Here is a 17,008-nt window from a genome sequence, read left to right on the forward strand (position 1 = left end):
CGCTGCCTCGGTCACTGATCGTTCTCGCGATCTTTCATGGATGTGAAAGCCGCGAACGCACTAGACCCCGGCATGCCTACCTCGCCCGCTTCTTCGCCCAGGACCCAACATTCCGCCACGCACGAACACAACGTGCCGTCGGTGGAATCGTCCGCGAGGTCATCCAGTCCTGCGCCGGGCGTCTCCACGGTTCCTTCCGGGTCTTCCACCGCTTCCATCGTTTCCATGCCGTCCTCCGCTTCCGGCTCCGGCCCTGCGTCGCCTCGTACGGGCGCGCCGAACTTGCCTGATCCGCGTGGTGCCGACCTGGTAGGGGAGCGGGCAGCCCTGCCGCCAAAATCGCACAAGGTCACAAGTGCCGAGGCACCTGAGCAGGCGGCCAAGCCCGAGGGCGCCGACACCCTTTTCATCGACGCGGTGCTGGAGCAGACCTATCGGCATCTGTTCGGCCCGACTTCGCAGCCCGCGGCACCGCCTCGCCAGCAGGTCGTCTCCATTTCGGGGCTGGCCGAGAAACTGTCGTATCTGAAGCCGGCTGATCTCAAGCTGGTGAAGGAAGCGTTCCACTTCTCCGATGAGGCGCACCTCGGGCAGTACCGCCAGAGCGGCGAGCCGTACATCACGCATCCCGTGGCCGTGGCAGAGATCTGCGCAGGCTGGAAGCTGGATGTGCAGTCGATCATGGCGGCGCTGCTGCATGACGTGATCGAAGACCAGGGCGTGACCAAGAGCGAATTGGCCGAGAAGTTCGGCCCCAAGGTCGCAGAGCTGGTCGACGGCCTGACCAAGTTGGACAAGCTCGAATTCCAGAGCCGCGAGCAGGCGCAGGCGGAGAGCTTCCGCAAGATGCTGCTCGCGATGGCGCGCGATGTGCGCGTGATTCTCGTCAAGCTCGCCGACCGCACGCACAACATGCGCACGCTCGACCACGTGCCGCCGGAGAAGCGCCGCCGCATTGCCGGCGAGACGATGGAGATTTACGCGCCGATCGCGCACCGCCTGGGCCTCAACACGACATATCGTGAGCTGCAGGAACTGAGCTTCCGCATCGGCTCGCCGTTCCGGTACGCCACGCTCGAGAAGGCGGTGAAGGCCGCGCGCGGCAATCGACGCGAAGTCGTGAGCCGCATTCTTGAAACGGCCCAGCGTGCGCTGACAGACGCGGGCATCCCGGCTGAAATGACCGGCCGCGAAAAAACGCTGTACAGCATCTACCGCAAGATGCACGACAAGCAGTTGTCGTTCTCGCAGGTGCTGGACGTGTATGGCTTCCGTGTGGTGGTCGACACGCAGATGCAGTGCTACATGACGATGGGCGCGCTGCACAGCCTGTACAAGCCGATGCCCGGCAAGTTCAAAGATTACATCGCCATCCCCAAGATCAACGGTTATCAGTCGCTGCACACGACGCTGGTGGGCCCGTTCGGTACGCCGGTCGAGTTCCAGATCCGCACGCGCGAGATGAACCAGATTGCGGAAGCCGGCGTGGCCGCGCACTGGATGTACAAGCAGCACCACGACGAGCCCGACCGCGCGCAGCAACAAGCACATCAGTGGCTGCAATCGCTGCTCGACATTCAAAGCCAGACGGGGGATTCGCAGGAGTTTCTGGAGCACGTCAAGATCGACCTGTTCCCGGATGCGGTCTACGTGTTCACGCCCAAGGGCGAGATCCGAGCACTGCCGCGCGGCGCCACGGCGCTGGACTTTGCCTATGCGGTGCACAGTGATCTCGGTAACCAGTGCGTTGCGGTCAAGATCAACAACGAGCTGCTGCCGCTGCGTACGGAACTGAAGAACGGCGACATCGTCGAGGTGGTGACGGCGCCGTACTCGAAGCCGAACCCGGCGTGGCTCACGTTCGTGCGCACCGGCAAGGCGCGTGCGGCAATCCGGCACTTCCTCAAGACGGCCAAGCTGGACGAGGCGATTCAACTTGGCGAGCGTTTGCTCGAACAGGCGCTACGTCAGCTCGGCATCGACATGAAGGCCGTGTCCGCCCAGGTGTGGGAGCGCATCGTGCAATGGACGGGTAACAAGGCGCGTGAAGACGTCTTTGCGGATCTGGCGCTCGGCCGACGGGTGGCCGCCGTGGTTGCGCGTCGCCTCGAAATCCTTCTGCAAGAAGGTGGTCACGACGGCGATGAGGCGTTGATGGCGGCCGTACACACCTTTGCTGGCGAAGAGGCCCCCGCCGTCACCGTCAGCGGCGACGAAGGCATGGCGATGGTGTTCTCGTCATGCTGCCGTCCGATTCCCGGCGACCCGATCGTCGGCTACATCGGCAAGGGGGAGGGGTTGCAGATCCACGTGCAGGAATGCCGCGTGGCCAAGCGTCTGCATGGCAAGGATCCGGAGCACTGGATCGACGTCATGTGGGCCGAGCACACGACGCGTGCATTCGACGTGTCGATCAAGGTGCTGGTGCGCAATACGAAGGGTATTCTTGCGCGCGTAGCGGCGGACTTGACCTCGGCCGACGCCAACGTGGCACACGTATCGATGGAGCAGGAGGGGCATCAGGAGGCGACGTATATGACGTTCCTGATTCAGGTGCACGACCGCGTGCATTTAGCCGACGTGATGCGCGCGCTGCGGCGCAACCCGGATGTGATTCGTATTGCGCGAGATCGCGGGGGAGATTGACGCTTCGCGCGAAGAACAAAAAAGGCGAGGCTATAAGGCTTCGCCTTTTTTTGTTTGTGGGCCGCTCGTCGCACGTGCGCGAGCGATGTTGACATCGCGCTGCACGCGAAGCCGAAGCGGGCAAAAGAAAAGGGCTTCCATTTCTGGAAGCCCTTTTCGTTCTCGTATTAGGTTGGTGCGGCTGGCAGGATTCGAACCCACGACCCCTTGGTTCGTAGCCAAGTACTCTATCCAACTGAGCTACAGCCGCAACCGAGAAATGAGATTATACAGAGATTTTCGGTCTTGTGAACCCCCTTCTTCACTTTTTCTTCGACAGGGGCCAGCTTTCTATAATGGAGCCTTGATCCACCGTGGCTTCCATCATGAACAAGGCTTTCGTCCGGGAAGATTCCGGCGATGACGAAGACGATCTGCCCGAGGGTGCTGCGCCCTTGCCCCCGGGTTCCAAGAACTACATCACGCCGGCGGGCTACGAGCGCTTGCGCACCGAGCTGATGCACCTGATCGACACGGAGCGGCCCGAAGTGGTTGGCATCGTGTCGTGGGCTGCATCCAATGGTGATCGCTCTGAGAATGGCGACTACCTGTACGGTAAGAAGCGCCTGCGCGAGATCGATCGTCGCATCCGTTTTCTCACGCGCCGTATCGAGAAGGCCGAGGTCGTCGACGCCAGCTTGCAGGGCGACAACGATCAGATCTTCTTTGGTGCGACGGTCACCTACGTCAATCAGCGTGGTGATGAGACTACCGTCACCATCGTCGGCATGGACGAGGTCGATCTGGATATTGGGCACGTGAGCTGGATCTCGCCGATTGCGCGTGCGCTCATCAAAGCGCGCGAGGGCGATACGGTGCCGCTGCGCACCCCAACGGGGGTCGAGCAGATCGACATCCTCGAGGTCAAATATCCGCCGCGCGCCGCTTGAGTGCTGTACTCAGGCCGGATGCCCCAGGCAGTAGGCGCCGAAGGCGATCACCGAGCAGGCTGACAGACGCCGCGCTGTGAGCGACTCCTTCAGGAACAGTCGGCCGAGCAGCGCGGCAAACACCACTGACGTTTCGCGCAAGGCCGACACGGGGCCCATCGGCGCGAGCGTCACGGCCCAGATGACGATGCCGTATGCGACGAGTGAGACCACGCCGCCGCCAAACGTCTTCAGTGTGGTGGCGTCGCGCAGGTCGATGTTCAACGGGCCTTTCCACACGCGATAGAGCAGCACCATTGGCAGACTGTCGAGCATGAACAGCCATGCCGAGTACGCGTTTGCATTGCCCGCTGCCCGCGCGCCGATACCATCGCACACCGTGTAGCACGCGATGAATACGCCCGTGGTGAGTGCCGCCAGCGTGGAGCCAAGGTCGGCCTTGCGGCCGCGCGCCAAACTGAGAATGCCGCCGCTCACCAGCACCACGCCCGCCAGCGCAATCACACCCGGCATTTCGCCCGCAAACAGCGCGGCGCCCATCGTTACCAGCAGTGGCGATGATCCGCGCGCAATCGGATACACCTGCCCGAACTCGCCAAACCGATACGCGCGCGCAAGAAACACGTTGTAGCCGACGTGCAGTACCGCGGACAGCGCCACATACGGCCACGCGGCCGGCGCGGGCAATGGCAATGCAATCGCCATCGGTATTGCCGCCACGCCTGAGGCCAGCGTCATCAGCGTGATGGCGCGCAGGCGGTCGGAGCCGCTTTTCAGCAACGCATTCCATGAGGCATGGAGCAGGGCGGCGCAGAGAACCAGGGCGATAACGGCGGGGGTCACGATGACGATGGGCGTGAAGTGAGAATCGGGTCGATTTTTCTCACTCGATGCAGTGTCAGCGAGAGCAAGAAGGTGCCAGCGTAGCGCCATAAAGTGTGGTCAACAATCGATATATACTGACTCGATCTGTGCAAAAAACTCACGTGATATGCGGACGCTGCCCCCACTGAATGCAGTGCGCGCCTTTGAAGCGGCGGCGCGCCATCTGAGTTTTACGCGTGCGGGCGAAGAACTGAACGTCACGCATGGCGCGGTCAGCCGTCAGATTCAGGCACTGGAGGCGTGGCTCGGTGTATCGCTGTTTCGCAGGCTGAATCGGCGGGTGGAACTGACCGATGCAGGGCAACGCTACCTGGCGGAGATTGGCGTGGCGCTTGACCGCATCAGCACGGCCAGCCAAGCGCTGCGTGACCGCGACGCGGTGCGCATCCTCCGCGTGAACAGCATCCCGACGTTCACGATGCGCTGGCTGATTCCTCGGCTCTCGACGTTTCAGATGCGCTTTCCGCGCGTGGAGGTTCGGCTGACCACGTCCATCGAAGAGATCGAAGACTTGCCCGATCATTTCGACGTGATTATTCGCGGCGGGCCGGAGGTTCATGCGGGCTTTCAGTCAGGACGCTTTCTAGACGAGAGTCGCTTTCCGGTGTGCAGCCCGGTGTTGCTGGAGCGCTTGCCGTTGTCGGCTCCGTCCGACTTGCGACATCACACGCTGCTGCATTCGGACACGCTGCCTTCGGTGTGGCCAAGCTGGCTGGTGCTGGCAGGCGTGCCGAATCTGCGGCCCGCGCATGCGCTTACGTTTGAGCATTTCTATCTGTCGATTCAAGCCGCCATCGATGGGTTGGGTGTCGCGATGGGACCATCGGCGCTCATCACGGATGATCTGGAGGAGGGGCGTCTTGTGGCTCCGTTCCCGAATCTCGCGCTGGTCGCACGCAGTTACTACTGGTACAGCCCTGCGCGCAATCTTGGTGACGAAGTGGTGCAGGCGTTTTGTGCGTGGCTGGGCGAGGAACGACCGCAACGTCACGCAAACGTGAACACATTTCCGCCCTCCGGTAAGGGAGGTAACGCCGCGTAACACCCTAGAGGCGACGGCGGAACCCGATGCTACGATCCATTCAAGTTCGATTGGTTTGAGAAGGAGGTCCTCACATGAAGAAAAACGCATGGATTCTCGCTGCATGCCTGGCGGCTGCCGGTGTGGCCGGGTCGATCGCTTTGCCTGCACAGGCACAGGTGTCGATCGGTGTGCAGATCGGCCCGACCTACGCGCCACCGGCGCCGCAGTACGAGCCTGTGCCGGTCTTGCAGCCGGGCTACGTATGGGTGCCGGGTTACTGGCAATGGCGCGATGGCCGCTATGTATGGCGTCGCGGCTATCGTGAACATGGCCGACCGGGTTACCACTGGCGCGAGCCGCGTTGGGAGCAGGGTCCGCACGGCTGGCAAATGCGTGACGGTGGTTGGGACCGCGGCGACGACGGCCGCTGGCGTGGCCGTGACCGCGATCGCGACGACCGCTACCACTGCCCCCCGGGCCACGCGCGCAAGGGTGAATGCTGATGATGCAACGACAGGCCGGTCATGTACCGGCCTGTTTTTTGCAGGCAGGTTTGTCGACGCCGCAACCGCCAAGTGAGCGGCCGCGGCGCCTTCCGGGAGGCAACATGACAATGGAATCGAACTGGCGCACCGAGCTGTACAAAGACTTCGACGTCTACGTATTGGCCATCCCCCGTGCCGAGCGCAAATCCGACAAAGGAGGGCAAGGACCCATGCAGTGGGATTTTGTCGTGCGCATCTGCGAGTCCGGCGCAGACCCGACGGCCGTCGAAACGCTCGTCGCCCACTCGCATGACGACCGCCCGCTGCCCACGCGTGAAGCCGCCGAAGATGCCGGGCTCACGCGCGGCTATGGCTTGATCGATGAATTGCTGGGACGCAACTCGGTCCAGCAGTCGATCGATCTCTGACGTGGGTTACGCCGCCAGCGCTGTGTCGCGAACGTGCCTGCGCGCAAATTGCCACCACAGCCACGTCGAGTCGGGCCCCGGTGCGTGGAATGCGTAGCGCGGGTCGCCGCCGCTCCAGGCGTGGCCCGCGGCGGTGAGCTGGCACAGGCTGACGATGCATTCGCCGTCGCGCATGTCGTTGCGCAGGACGTAACCCTCGCCGCGCGTGGTTTCGCGTGAGACGTTGCCTTCGTCGCCCAGATGATTCAGTGCGCGGAATTGCGCGGCCAACTGCGCCTGGTTGGCGGGGTTGACGGCCTCATCGCGCAGGCCGTGCAGAAGCATCGTCGGCATGCCGGGGTAGGTGGCCACGTTCACCACGCTTGAGAGCGCATCGACGGCGTCGACGCGTGCCCCGCGGCGCATCAGGTTCAATGCAGACGCCGGCGAGCGTGCCACGCCCAAGGCCGGGCCGGAATGCAGTGCCAACGCGGCGAGCAGTTTCGGATGACGCAATGCCAGCAGGCCGGCCAATCCCGCGCCGGCTGACAAGCCTGCCAGATACACGCGCGAAGGGTCCGCTCCAGTTTGTGCCAAGGTTTGTTGGATCAATTGGGCGATGCCATCGGCCTCGCGCGCACCGGCGTGCTCCGGGTCATACCAGTGCCAGCAACATTGCGGATGCGCGCGGCGCGGCTGCTCCGGATACAGCACGATAAAGCCCTCGCGGTCTGCCAGTGCGTTCATGCGTGTGCCATGCGCCAGCACTTCTGCCGATTGCTTGCAGCCATGCAGCATCACCATCAGGGCAGGGGGCTTGCTGCCGCGTAGGGGCGGTGTGTACAGCCAGTATTCCGGCCGGCGTGCCACCACGGCAGGGGACTCAGGTTCGTAGATGAACTGTTCGCGCACAAAGGTGCCCTGGGTGGGCGTGGGACGTACGCGGCGCGGATTATCGCGGCGTGCGGTTGGCTTGAGCGGCTTGACCGGTTTGGGCGGCCATGACTGGCGCCCAAAACCTGGGGTGGTCAGGGCGTCGACTAGCCGGGTGATGGATTTCATCCAAGTACGGTGCATGGCGGCGGAAATGAGCGCGGATGAGGACGATGGTGCCCGTGCTCTCCGAGGGGTCGCAAGTGGTTTTGATATTGGTAAGACAGTGTGCCAGTGATTTTGTTGCAATGCAGCATGCAAAGTGGGTGAAGCGCCTCATGGACGCCTAAGCGGGGCGCAAAGTTTGCAATTGCGCGCGAGACTGTCATGGAGACACCGTAGGTGAGCGGCTACACTGCCGCGACGGGCGAGCCCGACTGGGGCACGCCCTTCTGCTTTCCCGTTCCCCGTTGTGTACTTATGGAGGTCGTTATGGGTTTTTTTGACTTCATCAAAGAGGCTGGCGAGAAGCTCTTCCACGGCAGCGCTGCCGCCGCGCCGGCCGATGCGTCGGCGGATGCCGATGCCGCCAAGGCAGCCGACGATGCCAAGGGCCAGGCCATCCAGGACTACATCGCGCAGCAGGGCCTGAGCGCCACGGCGCTGTCAGTGCAGGTTGAAGGCGATGCTGCCAAGGTGTTTGGCGTAGCGCCCGACCAAGCCACGCGCGAGAAGATCATCCTGTGCTGTGGCAACGTCGAGGGCATCAAGTCGGTGGATGACCAGATGTCGGTCAACACCGAGTCGGAAGAATCGCAATGGCACACCGTGGAGCGCGGCGACACGCTCTCGGCCATCGCTAAGAAGTTCTACGGCGATGCCAACAAGTACCCGGCCATCTTCGAAGCCAACAAGCCGATGCTGTCGAATCCGGACAAGATCTATCCCGGGCAGAAGCTGCGCATTCCGGCGGCGTGACCTGTCTGGCGGTTGCATCACGACAAAGGGCCTTCGGGCCCTTTTCTTTTATTCGCGCATGGCGGCTGAGTGAGACACCTGTCGCATTCACTGCGACGTCTGTCTCGTTCGGCAGCGCTTTGCCGAGACGTCTTCAGGTGCCTGGCCATCTCCGGTTGCATCCTCGCAATTCCTTGCGCTGAAAGGCTTTGCGGGTAGTTCCCATGCACGCTTGCTGCTTGCCCTCGTAGCTGGCACCCCTCTTGCAATTCCCGGTCAGCCGGCACAGCAGCCGGACACCGATACGAAAGCAAGAGGAGACTTTGCATGGACCCGACACCGCAACATCTTCTGTGGATGTACGAGAAGATGATCGAGATTCGCCAGTACGAAGAGGCCATGGCGAAGGTCTATCTGGAAGGCAAGCTGCCGCCGAAAATCCAGAAGGGCCTGGCCTTTGATATTGGCGCCGGCCCTGTGCCTGGCGAGATGCACCTGTCGGCAGGGCAGGAACCGGTGGCGGTGGGTGTGTGTGCGCATCTGCGGCCCGAAGACACCGTGGTCGGCCCGCACCGTGCCCACCATTTCGCCATCTCCAAGGGCGTGCCCCTGGATGAAATGACCGCCGAGATCTTCGGCAAGGCAACGGGCCTGGGGCGCGGCAAGGGCGGCCATATGCACCTGTTTCACCCGGAGACCAAGTTCTCGTGCAGCGGCATCGTTGGCGCGAGCATGCCGCAGGCCTGCGGCGCTGCGCTGGCCGCGCGCAAGCTGAACAAGGACTGGGTGGCCGTTGCGGTGTTTGGCGAGGGCGCGGCCAATCAGGGTGCGTTCCATGAATCGCTGAATCTGGCGGCGCTATGGAAGCTGCCTGTCGTCTTCATCTGCGAAGACAACAAGTACGGCATCTCTGTCGAGAAAGCCGATTCGACCTCCGTGCCTTCCAACGATGTACGTGCTGCCGGCTACGGCATGCCAGGCGTGCTGGTGGACCGCAACGACGCCGTGGCCGTGTATCACGCGGTCGGCGAGGCCATCGCCCGCGCGCGCCGCGGTGAAGGGCCGACGCTCATCGAGGTCAAGACCGACCGCTACCTCGGGCACTTCCAGGGGGATCCGGAAACCTACCGCCCGAAGGACGAAGCGAAGCATCTGCGCGAGTCCGACCCCATCGACCTGCTCGGCAGCAGTCTACGTGCTTCGGGCCTGCTTGATGACGACACGGACACCTCACTGCGGGCCGCCATCGCGGCGCGCATTGATGCGGCTTACGACTTCGGCCGCAACAGCCCATACCCCGATCCGAGCGACGCGCTGAATCACGTTTTCGTTCACTAAGCAGCCCCTGCGGCCATCACAGGAGACTCACCATGCAAGCCTCACAAGGCGCGGCGCAGGGCGCGCGCACCCTCACCATGGCGCAGGCCATTTCCGAAGCCATCGGCCAGGAAATGGAACGCGACCCGCGTGTCTTCGTCATGGGCGAAGACATCGGCAAGTACGGCGGTATTTTCAGCGCCACCACCGGGCTGCTCGACCGCTTCGGGCCGGATCGCATCATGGATACGCCGATCTCGGAGACGGCGTTTATCGGCGCAGCACTCGGGGCAGCGGCAGAAGGGTTGCGCCCCATCGCCGAGCTGATGTTCGTGGATTTTTTCGGCGTGTGCTTCGACCAGATCTACAACCACCTGGCGAAGAACACCTACATGTCGGGCGGCCGTGTCGCGCTGCCCGCGGTCATCACGACCGGCATCGGCGGCGGCTACAACGACGCGGCCCAGCACTCGCAATGTCTGTACGCCAGCTTTGCCCACATGCCGGGCATGAAGGTGGTCGTGCCGTCCAACGCGTATGACGCCAAGGGCCTGATGATCCAGGCTATCCGCGACGACAACCCGGTCATCTTCTGCTACCACAAGGGCATCATGGGCCTGTCGTGGATGTCCTATTTCGAGGGCAGCACGAACGCGGTGCCCGAAGAGGCCTACACGATTCCCTTCGGGCAGGCCCGCGTGGCACGCGAGGGCCGCGACGTGACCATCGTCACGCTCTCGCAGATGGTGCAGAAGTCGCTGCTCGCGGCCGAGCAACTGGCGGCCGAGGGCATCGATGTCGAGGTGATCGACCTTCGCACCATCGTGCCGCTCGACCGTCAGGCCGTGCTGCGCTCGGTGACCAAAACCGGGCGGCTGCTGGTGGCCGACGAGGATTACCTGAGTTTCGGCCTGTCAGGCGAGATTGCCGCCATCGTGGCAGAGAACCTCGACACCGTCGCATTGCGCGCGCCCGTGCGGCGGCTGGCGGTGCCCGATGTGCCCATCCCGTATTCCCGTCCGCTCGAGCAGTTCGTCATTCCACAGGTCGACAGCATCGTCGTCCAGGTGCGTGCACTGGTGCAGCACCAACCCGTTTCCTATTCACTCAAGCGAGAAGCGGCATGATCGACATCGTGATGTCCGACGCCGTCTGGCAGGACGTTGAAGACGGTACCGAGGCCCTGTTGCAGGATTGGCTGGTCAAGCCCGGCGATGCAGTGAGCGCGGGGCAGGCACTGGCGGTGGTCGAGCTGGTCAAGACCACGCACGAAGTGGCAGCGCCTGCTGATGGCGTTGTCGCTGTGCTGGAGGTGGCGGCGCAAGACACCTTCGGGCGCGGTGCCGTGCTCGCCCGGCTGGAGCCGAAAGCATGAGCGAAGCCCTCGCTTTCGTGCCCGATGCCGGCGAGCGTCGTGTCGTGCCGCTCGCCGGCATGCGCGGTGCCATCGCCCGCACCATGAGCGCCGCCTGGCAGGTGCCGCGCGTGGCGCAGTCGATCGAGGTGGATGCCACCCGGCTCGAGATCGCCGTGCAGGCATTGCAGCAGCAGCTCGGGCCGCAGTGCAAGGTCACGCTGACGGCCTTCGTGCTGCGTGCGGTGGCGTTGACATTGCGCGAGCATCCGCGCCTGAACGCCCGCTTGCTCGAGAAAGAGATCGAGCTGATGCCCGAGGTCAACATCGGCTTGGCCGTCAGCCTGGATGAAGGGCTGATGGTGCCGGTGCTGCGCAATGTCGACACGCAGTCAGTGGCCGACATTGCCGCCGAAAGCCGCCGCCTGGCGGCAGGCGCCCGCGCCGGCACGTTGTCGGCCGGCAGCTATCAGCACGGCACCTTCACCGTGACCAATCTCGGCATGACGGGCATCGACAGCTTCACGCCCATCATCAACGTGCCGCAGGTTGCCATCCTGGGGGTGACGCGCGTTGCCAAGCGGGTGGTGGTCAAGGGCGACAGCATCGTGATCGCGCCAATGATGGGCCTGCATCTGATCTTCGATCACCGCGCGGTGGACGGCTACCCGGCCGCACGCTTCCTGACCGATCTGAAGACGCGGTTGGAAACTGTCGAAGGCCTGTGATGCTCGCGCCCGACTTTCTCTCCGACGGAATCCACTGCGCAGAAGAGCAGGAGTGGAACCGCGCGCAACTTGCGCAACCGGTCCTGCGGCCTGCGGTGCGGCTGTGGACGTATGCGGGCCCCGGTGTTGTCCTGGGCCGTGCGCAGGCGGCCTTGCATCCGGGCATGGCAGGCGGCACCACACCGGTGGTTGTGCGCGACGCCGGAGGCGGTGCGGTGCTGGCCGGGCCCTGGATGTTGTCGGCGTCGATCGTGCTGCCGGCCGATCACCCGCTGGTGGCGGGCACCGGCACGGTGTCGAGCTACCGATGGTTGGGCGTGCTGCACGCAGGGCTGCTGCGAGACGTCGGCATTCCCGCCTATGCCGTGCCGCCCGAGGAACTGCAGATGACGCCGCCGGCCCGATCGCTCAAGTGGGCCTGTTTTGGTTCGCTGTCGCCGTGGGAGGTGGTGGTCGGGCAACGCAAGATCGTCGGCCTCGCGCAGGTACGTCGGCGCACAGGCGTGCTGCTGACGTGCGGCACGCTCATCTCGCCGCCGGACTGGCCGCTGCTGTGCGCGGCATTGGGGGCAAACCCGGCGGATGCCCAGCGCCTGCAGGCCTGCACGACGTCCTGCACCGAGCAGCTGGGTGCGCCGCTGCTGGCAACCGTACTGGCCGAGAGCCTGCACCACATGCTGGTCGATGTGCTTGGCGAGCATGACCCCACGAATGAATCCCGCCATTCGCGCCGCGTGCTGCATCCGGCGCAGGCCACCCGGTCTGCTACGGCAGGCCCGTGAGTCGACGGTCAACGTTGTGCATTTCAACAAGATAAGGCGCGCGCTGTGCTCGCCCGATAACGGAGGCAACCAACATGAAACCCACGCCAGCCGCTGGCTCCGCCATGCGGGTTTTGGACAAGCAACCCAAGGTGTCGCGACGCGGCTTTCTGCGCGGTGGCGGCTTGGCCGCCATCAGCGTCACGGTCGTTCCTGCGGCCATGGCGGTTACGAAGGATGTGGTGGTCGAGCAGAGCTTTCCTCGTCTGGGCACCGTCACTGGCAAGACGCTGGTGCGCATGGCGCGCGACATCTATCCGCACGACAAGCTGGCCGAGAAGTTCTACGTGGAGGCGGTCGCGCCCTATGACGTGGCCGCAGGCAAGGACCCCGCAGTGAAGGCGCTGCTGATCGATGGCGTGCACGACCTGGACCAACGCGCCAGGCAACGCTATGGCGTGCCCTATGCCCAGGTGAAGACCGAGAACGAACGTGTGTTGCTGCTCAAGGACATCGAGTCCACGCCCTTCTTCAAGAAGGTCCAGGGCGATCTGGTCACCGGCCTCTACAACAACAAGAAGCTCTGGCCCCTGTTCGGCTACGAGGGCTCGTCGTGGCAGAAGGGCGGTTACCTGCACCGCGGCTTTGACGACATCGACTGGCTCTAAGCCTCGGCACATAAAAAAACGGAGACAACCATCATGACGGATCAGGCAAAGTTTTCCCTCGACGACGACAACGTCGTCGTGATCGTCGGCTCGGGCGCGGGCGGCGGCACACTGGCCAACGAGCTGGCGCAGCGCGGCGTCAAATGCGTGGTGTTGGAAGCGGGGAAGCACTACACGCAGGCCGATTTCGAGAACGACGAGTGGGCCATGTTCAACAAGATTTCGTGGCTGGACAAACGCATCTCGGCGGGTGGTTGGCACCACACCAAGACGTATCCGAACCTGCCTGCCTGGATCGTGAAGGGCGTGGGTGGTTCCACGGTGCACTGGTCCGGCGTGGCATTACGTTTTCAGGAACACGACTTCCACACCAAAACCACTTACGGCGCCATCGACGGGGCCAACGTGCTGGATTGGCCGATCACGCTGTCCGAGCTTGAGCCGTACTACGAACTGGCCGAGAAGAAGATGGGCGTGTGCGGCACCAAGGCCAGCGGCTTGCCCCCCATGCCGCCCAACAACCACTACAAGGTGATCGAGGCGGGGGCGAAGAAGGTCGGCTACAAGCACATCGTGCGTCCGGCTGCGTCGAACTCCGAACCGTACGACGGTCGCCCGGGCTGCATGCAGATCGGTTTCTGCATGCAGGGCTGCAAGATCGGCGCGAAATGGTCGACGCTCTACACTGAAGTGCCGCGCGCCCAGGCTACGGGCAATGTCGAACTGCGGCCCGAGTCGATGGTGCTGCAGATCCAGCATGACAAGCAGGGTCGCGCCAATGGTGTGCTCTATGTCGACAACAAGGGCCGCAAGCAACTGCAGAAGGCGCGGGTGGTCTGCGTGGCGGGCAACTCCATCGAATCGCCGCGGCTGCTGCTGAACTCGGCGTCGAGCATGTTCCCCAACGGGCTCGCAAATTCTTCAGGGCAGGTGGGCAAGAACTACATGAACCACGCGACGGCGGCGGCGGTGTCGATCCACAAGAAGCCGGTCTACATGTATCGCGGCTTTGACATCGCGGCGGTGGTGGCCGATGAGGTGCCACTCAACACCAAGCGCGGGTTTGTCGGCGGCTATTACCTCGAAGGCCTGGCCATTCATCTGCCGTACACGGCCGCGTTCATGAAGCCTGGCGGTTGGGGGCGCGATTTCACATCGGCCATGGAGATGTACGACCACATGAGCTGCGTGTGGGTCTGCGGTGAAGATATGGCCCGCGAGCAGAACACCATCACGCTGCACCCCACGGAGAAAGACCAGTACGGTCTGCCCATTCCCATTGTCACCAAGACTTATCACGAAAACGACGAAAAGATTACCGCGCACGGCCTGGTGCAGTGGCGCAAGGTGTCCGAGGCGGTGGGTGCGACGCGCGTGATCGACATGCCTGCCTATCCGGCCAGCCACAACATGGGCACCAACCGCATGAGTGCGAAGGCCAGCGACGGCGTAGTCAACCGCTGGGGCCAGGCGCACGACGTGAAAAACCTGTTCATTTCGGACGGCAGTCAGTTCACGTCCAGTTCGGCGGCCAACCCCACGCTCACCATCGTGGCCCTGGCGATCCGGCAGGCCGAATACATTGCCGGGGCATTGAACCGGAGGGAAATCTAAGCCAGCCAATCTCGTTGCCCCTTGCGCTGCCGTTACGTTGCCATTACGTTGCGGCAGCCGGGTAAATCGATTAGCGTAGAACCGCATCTGCCCTCGCTCCAATGCCGGCAAAGACCGGTAGCACGGGCTTCGCACCCTTTCAAATGCGGCGGCTAAGGAGACAGTCGTGCAGCAAAAAGCACACCGCGCACATATCGAGCGGCTGCTCGCCTTCTCGCAGCAGCCGGGCGAGGCGCAGGGCGTCATCGAGCGCTCATGGCGGCGCTGCCTGGACGACTACGGTCGCGACCCCAGTCGCCCCACACCCGCTTACATCGTGGAGGCGCAGCGCCTGCGCGAGCACAAGGATCAGATCGAGGATTTCCTGAGCGTCGCGCGTACCGGCATGGAGCAGCTCTATAAGCGTGTCTCGGGCCTCGATTACGTGCTGCTGCTGACCGATGCCTACGGCGTCACGGTCGACTTCATCGGCAACGACAATCTGGATCGCGAACTCAAGCGTTCTGGCCTGTACCTGGGGGCCGATTGGAGTGAGTCGCGCGCCGGTACCTGTGCGGTCGGCACCTGCATCGTCGAGCAGGCCCCTGTGACGTGCCATCAGACCGATCATTTCGACGCATGCCACATCACGCTCACCTGCAACAGCGCGCCGTTGTTTGACCCGACTGGCAACTTCCTGGGCGTGCTCGATGTGTCCGCTCTCAGTGCGCCGGCACCGCGCGAAGGGCAGCATCTCGCGCTGCAGATGACCGCCATGTACGCGCAGAAGATCGAAGACGCGAACTTCCTGCGCTACTTCCGCGACCAGTGGATCTTGCGGCTCGGTTCAACGTGGTCGCTGGTGGATGTGGATAGCGAGATCATGGTCGCCTTCGATGGCAATGGGGTGATTCGCGGGGTCAACAGCGGCGGCCGGCGCAAGCTGCGGCTTGAGAGCGATCCGCACGCCGACGTACGTGGCCATCTGCTGACCGAAGTGTTTCGCGAAAACATGAGCGAGCTGTGGCGCATCGCCCGTGCGGGCACCTCATCCGAGCGCACTGCGATTCGGATGTTCGACCACGGGCTGTATTACGCGACGGGGATCCCGCCACGCGGCGCCCCTGGTAAGCCGTCTATGCCGTCGGCGTCGGCCTCTGCGCCGGCGCTGCCCAGCCCTGAGGCCAGTGCTGCGCTCGAGGCTCTCGGCGCCGACGACCCGCAGATGCAGCGGTTGATCCTGCAGGCCAAGCGCCTGGCCAACAAGCCGCTCAACATCCTGGTGCAAGGCGAGACCGGCACCGGCAAGGAAGTCCTGGCCAAGGCCCTGCATACCGCGAGCGAGCGTCGCAGCAAGGCGTTTGTCGCGGTCAATTGCGCGGCCATTCCCGAATCTCTGATCGAGAGCGAGCTGTTCGGCTACACGCCTGGCACCTTCACCGGAGCCCGCAACAAAGGCATGCGTGGCCTGATTGCCCAGTCGGACGGCGGCACGCTGTTCCTAGACGAAATTGGCGACATGCCGCTCCATCTGCAGAGCCGGCTGTTGCGTGTGCTGTCCGAACGCGAGGTGATGCCGCTGGGCTCCGAAAAACCGATTCCGGTCGACCTGCGCGTGATTGCCGCCTCGCACCGTGATCTGCGCCAGCTGATTGCCGAGCAGCGCTTCCGCGAGGATCTCTACTACCGGCTGTGCGGCGCAACGCTGCACCTGCCGACGCTGCGTGAGCGCTGTGACAAGGACTACCTGATCGCTCGTATCGTCGAAGAAGAAGCGCGTCAGCTCGACATGCACGCGAACCTCGCGCCGGCCGCGCTGGCGGTGCTGCGCAGCTACCCGTGGCAGGGCAATGTCCGGCAGTTGCGCAACGTGCTGCGCTTTGCGCTCGCCATGAGTGACGACGGCCTGATCGATGTCGACGCATTGCCGCCGGAGGTTCTCGAAAGCACGATAGACGGTGGGGCGTGCGGGGCTTCAAGCGCCGCCGATGCCGCGCCGGACAACGAGCGGGAAATCCTGCTGGCCGCGCTGCGCCGGAACAAATGGCGCGTCACCCACGTTGCGCACGAGCTTGGCATCGCGCGCGCGACGGTCTATCGGCAGATGGAACGGTTCGGGATTGTTGCGCCGAATCAGCAATAGGTTGGGTGCCCTGGAAACGCCAAGAGCGCTTGTCTCTGGGGTGGGGCGAATCGGTGTCGTTCTGGGGGGAGGGGCGGCGGGTTGGACACCCGTCCGGGAAGCTAGAAATACAAAAAGGGTTACAGGCAGAACCTGTAACCCTTTTTTTATTCTGGTGCCGCTGACCGGAATCGAACTGGTGACCTTCGCATTACGAATGCGCTGCTCTACCGACTGAGCTACAGCGGCGTCGGAAACA

The 17,008-nt window shown here is 63.5% G+C and carries 17 protein-coding genes and 2 tRNA genes; 14 read left to right on the forward strand and 5 right to left on the reverse strand.

What is annotated here, in order from left to right; genetic code table 11:
• Nucleotides 1–11 precede the first annotated feature (11 nt).
• On the reverse strand, nt 12–227 hold the full coding sequence (locus M1D44_RS04390) for a hypothetical protein (protein ID WP_204360029.1): 216 nt from the start codon (nt 225–227) through the stop codon (nt 12–14).
• On the opposite strand from M1D44_RS04390, the gene M1D44_RS04395 reads away from it, so the two are divergent.
• Nucleotides 226–2,646, forward strand: a complete 2,421-nt coding sequence (locus tag M1D44_RS04395; RefSeq protein ID WP_024975232.1) for a RelA/SpoT family protein — start codon at nt 226–228, stop codon at nt 2,644–2,646. The genes M1D44_RS04390 and M1D44_RS04395 overlap by 2 nt on opposite strands.
• 173 nt (nt 2,647–2,819) lie before the next feature.
• On the opposite strand, the gene M1D44_RS04400 is transcribed toward M1D44_RS04395, so the two are convergent.
• A tRNA-Arg gene (locus tag M1D44_RS04400) sits at nt 2,820–2,896 on the reverse strand.
• Nucleotides 2,897–3,011: 115 nt separating this feature from the next.
• On the opposite strand from M1D44_RS04400, the gene greB reads away from it, so the two are divergent.
• Complete coding sequence (gene greB, locus M1D44_RS04405) at nt 3,012–3,575, forward strand: transcription elongation factor GreB (protein WP_024975233.1); 564 nt, start codon at nt 3,012–3,014, stop codon at nt 3,573–3,575.
• Between the two features lie 9 nt (nt 3,576–3,584).
• On the opposite strand, the gene M1D44_RS04410 is transcribed toward greB, so the two are convergent.
• Entirely contained in the window at nt 3,585–4,418 is an 834-nt protein-coding gene (locus tag M1D44_RS04410) for a DMT family transporter (protein ID WP_024975234.1), read from the reverse strand.
• A gap of 148 nt (nt 4,419–4,566) precedes the next feature.
• Between M1D44_RS04410 and gcvA the strand changes: the two genes are divergently transcribed.
• The 3 genes from gcvA (at nt 4,567) to M1D44_RS04425 (ending at nt 6,397) form a co-directional block, all read left to right on the forward strand.
• On the forward strand, nt 4,567–5,502 hold the full coding sequence (gene gcvA, locus M1D44_RS04415) for a transcriptional regulator GcvA (RefSeq protein WP_024975235.1): 936 nt from the start codon (nt 4,567–4,569) through the stop codon (nt 5,500–5,502).
• A gap of 74 nt (nt 5,503–5,576) precedes the next feature.
• Entirely contained in the window at nt 5,577–5,987 is a 411-nt protein-coding gene (locus M1D44_RS04420) for a YXWGXW repeat-containing protein (protein ID WP_024975236.1), read from the forward strand.
• Between the two features lie 104 nt (nt 5,988–6,091).
• Nucleotides 6,092–6,397: a hypothetical protein gene (locus M1D44_RS04425; protein WP_112184195.1), complete on the forward strand. Its 306-nt coding sequence runs from the start codon at nt 6,092–6,094 to the stop codon at nt 6,395–6,397.
• Nucleotides 6,398–6,403: 6 nt separating this feature from the next.
• Here the strand turns inward: M1D44_RS04425 and M1D44_RS04430 are convergent, their stop codons facing one another.
• Nucleotides 6,404–7,438 (reverse strand): extracellular catalytic domain type 1 short-chain-length polyhydroxyalkanoate depolymerase, encoded by a 1,035-nt coding sequence (locus tag M1D44_RS04430; protein WP_112184197.1) that lies wholly within the window; start codon nt 7,436–7,438, stop codon nt 6,404–6,406.
• A gap of 303 nt (nt 7,439–7,741) precedes the next feature.
• Here M1D44_RS04430 and lysM point away from each other — a divergent pair, with 303 nt between their 5' ends.
• The 9 genes from lysM (at nt 7,742) to M1D44_RS04475 (ending at nt 16,770) form a co-directional block, all read left to right on the forward strand.
• The gene (gene lysM / locus M1D44_RS04435) at nt 7,742–8,227 is read left to right on the forward strand and encodes a peptidoglycan-binding protein LysM (RefSeq protein ID WP_009241111.1); all 486 of its coding nucleotides are present in this window, start codon (nt 7,742–7,744) and stop codon (nt 8,225–8,227) included.
• A 306-nt stretch (nt 8,228–8,533) separates the two neighbouring features.
• Nucleotides 8,534–9,544: a thiamine pyrophosphate-dependent dehydrogenase E1 component subunit alpha gene (locus M1D44_RS04440; RefSeq protein ID WP_316854165.1), complete on the forward strand. Its 1,011-nt coding sequence runs from the start codon at nt 8,534–8,536 to the stop codon at nt 9,542–9,544.
• Nucleotides 9,545–9,576: 32 nt separating this feature from the next.
• Nucleotides 9,577–10,650 (forward strand): alpha-ketoacid dehydrogenase subunit beta, encoded by a 1,074-nt coding sequence (locus M1D44_RS04445; RefSeq protein ID WP_316854166.1) that lies wholly within the window; start codon nt 9,577–9,579, stop codon nt 10,648–10,650.
• Nucleotides 10,647–10,898, forward strand: coding sequence for a lipoyl domain-containing protein (locus M1D44_RS04450; protein ID WP_024975241.1), 252 nt, complete (start codon nt 10,647–10,649; stop codon nt 10,896–10,898). Before M1D44_RS04445 ends, M1D44_RS04450 begins: the two co-directional genes overlap by 4 nt.
• Nucleotides 10,895–11,605 carry a dihydrolipoamide acetyltransferase family protein gene (locus tag M1D44_RS04455; protein ID WP_316854167.1) on the forward strand — a complete coding sequence of 237 codons (711 nt, stop codon included), beginning with the start codon at nt 10,895–10,897 and terminating at the stop codon, nt 11,603–11,605. The genes M1D44_RS04450 and M1D44_RS04455 overlap by 4 nt, the downstream gene beginning before the upstream one ends.
• Nucleotides 11,605–12,387 carry a lipoate--protein ligase family protein gene (locus M1D44_RS04460; RefSeq protein ID WP_316854168.1) on the forward strand — a complete coding sequence of 261 codons (783 nt, stop codon included), beginning with the start codon at nt 11,605–11,607 and terminating at the stop codon, nt 12,385–12,387. Before M1D44_RS04455 ends, M1D44_RS04460 begins: the two co-directional genes overlap by 1 nt.
• A 74-nt stretch (nt 12,388–12,461) precedes the next feature.
• Nucleotides 12,462–13,034 carry a gluconate 2-dehydrogenase subunit 3 family protein gene (locus tag M1D44_RS04465; RefSeq protein WP_112184204.1) on the forward strand — a complete coding sequence of 191 codons (573 nt, stop codon included), beginning with the start codon at nt 12,462–12,464 and terminating at the stop codon, nt 13,032–13,034.
• 33 nt (nt 13,035–13,067) lie between these two features.
• Nucleotides 13,068–14,648: a GMC family oxidoreductase gene (locus M1D44_RS04470; RefSeq protein WP_316683998.1), complete on the forward strand. Its 1,581-nt coding sequence runs from the start codon at nt 13,068–13,070 to the stop codon at nt 14,646–14,648.
• 166 nt (nt 14,649–14,814) lie between these two features.
• Nucleotides 14,815–16,770, forward strand: coding sequence for a sigma-54-dependent Fis family transcriptional regulator (locus tag M1D44_RS04475; protein ID WP_024975246.1), 1,956 nt, complete (start codon nt 14,815–14,817; stop codon nt 16,768–16,770).
• A 152-nt stretch (nt 16,771–16,922) separates the two neighbouring features.
• Here the strand turns inward: M1D44_RS04475 and M1D44_RS04480 are convergent.
• Nucleotides 16,923–16,998, reverse strand: a tRNA-Thr gene (locus M1D44_RS04480).
• Between the last annotated feature and the right edge of the window lie 10 nt (nt 16,999–17,008).

This window comes from Ralstonia sp. SA306, assembly GCF_054792405.1.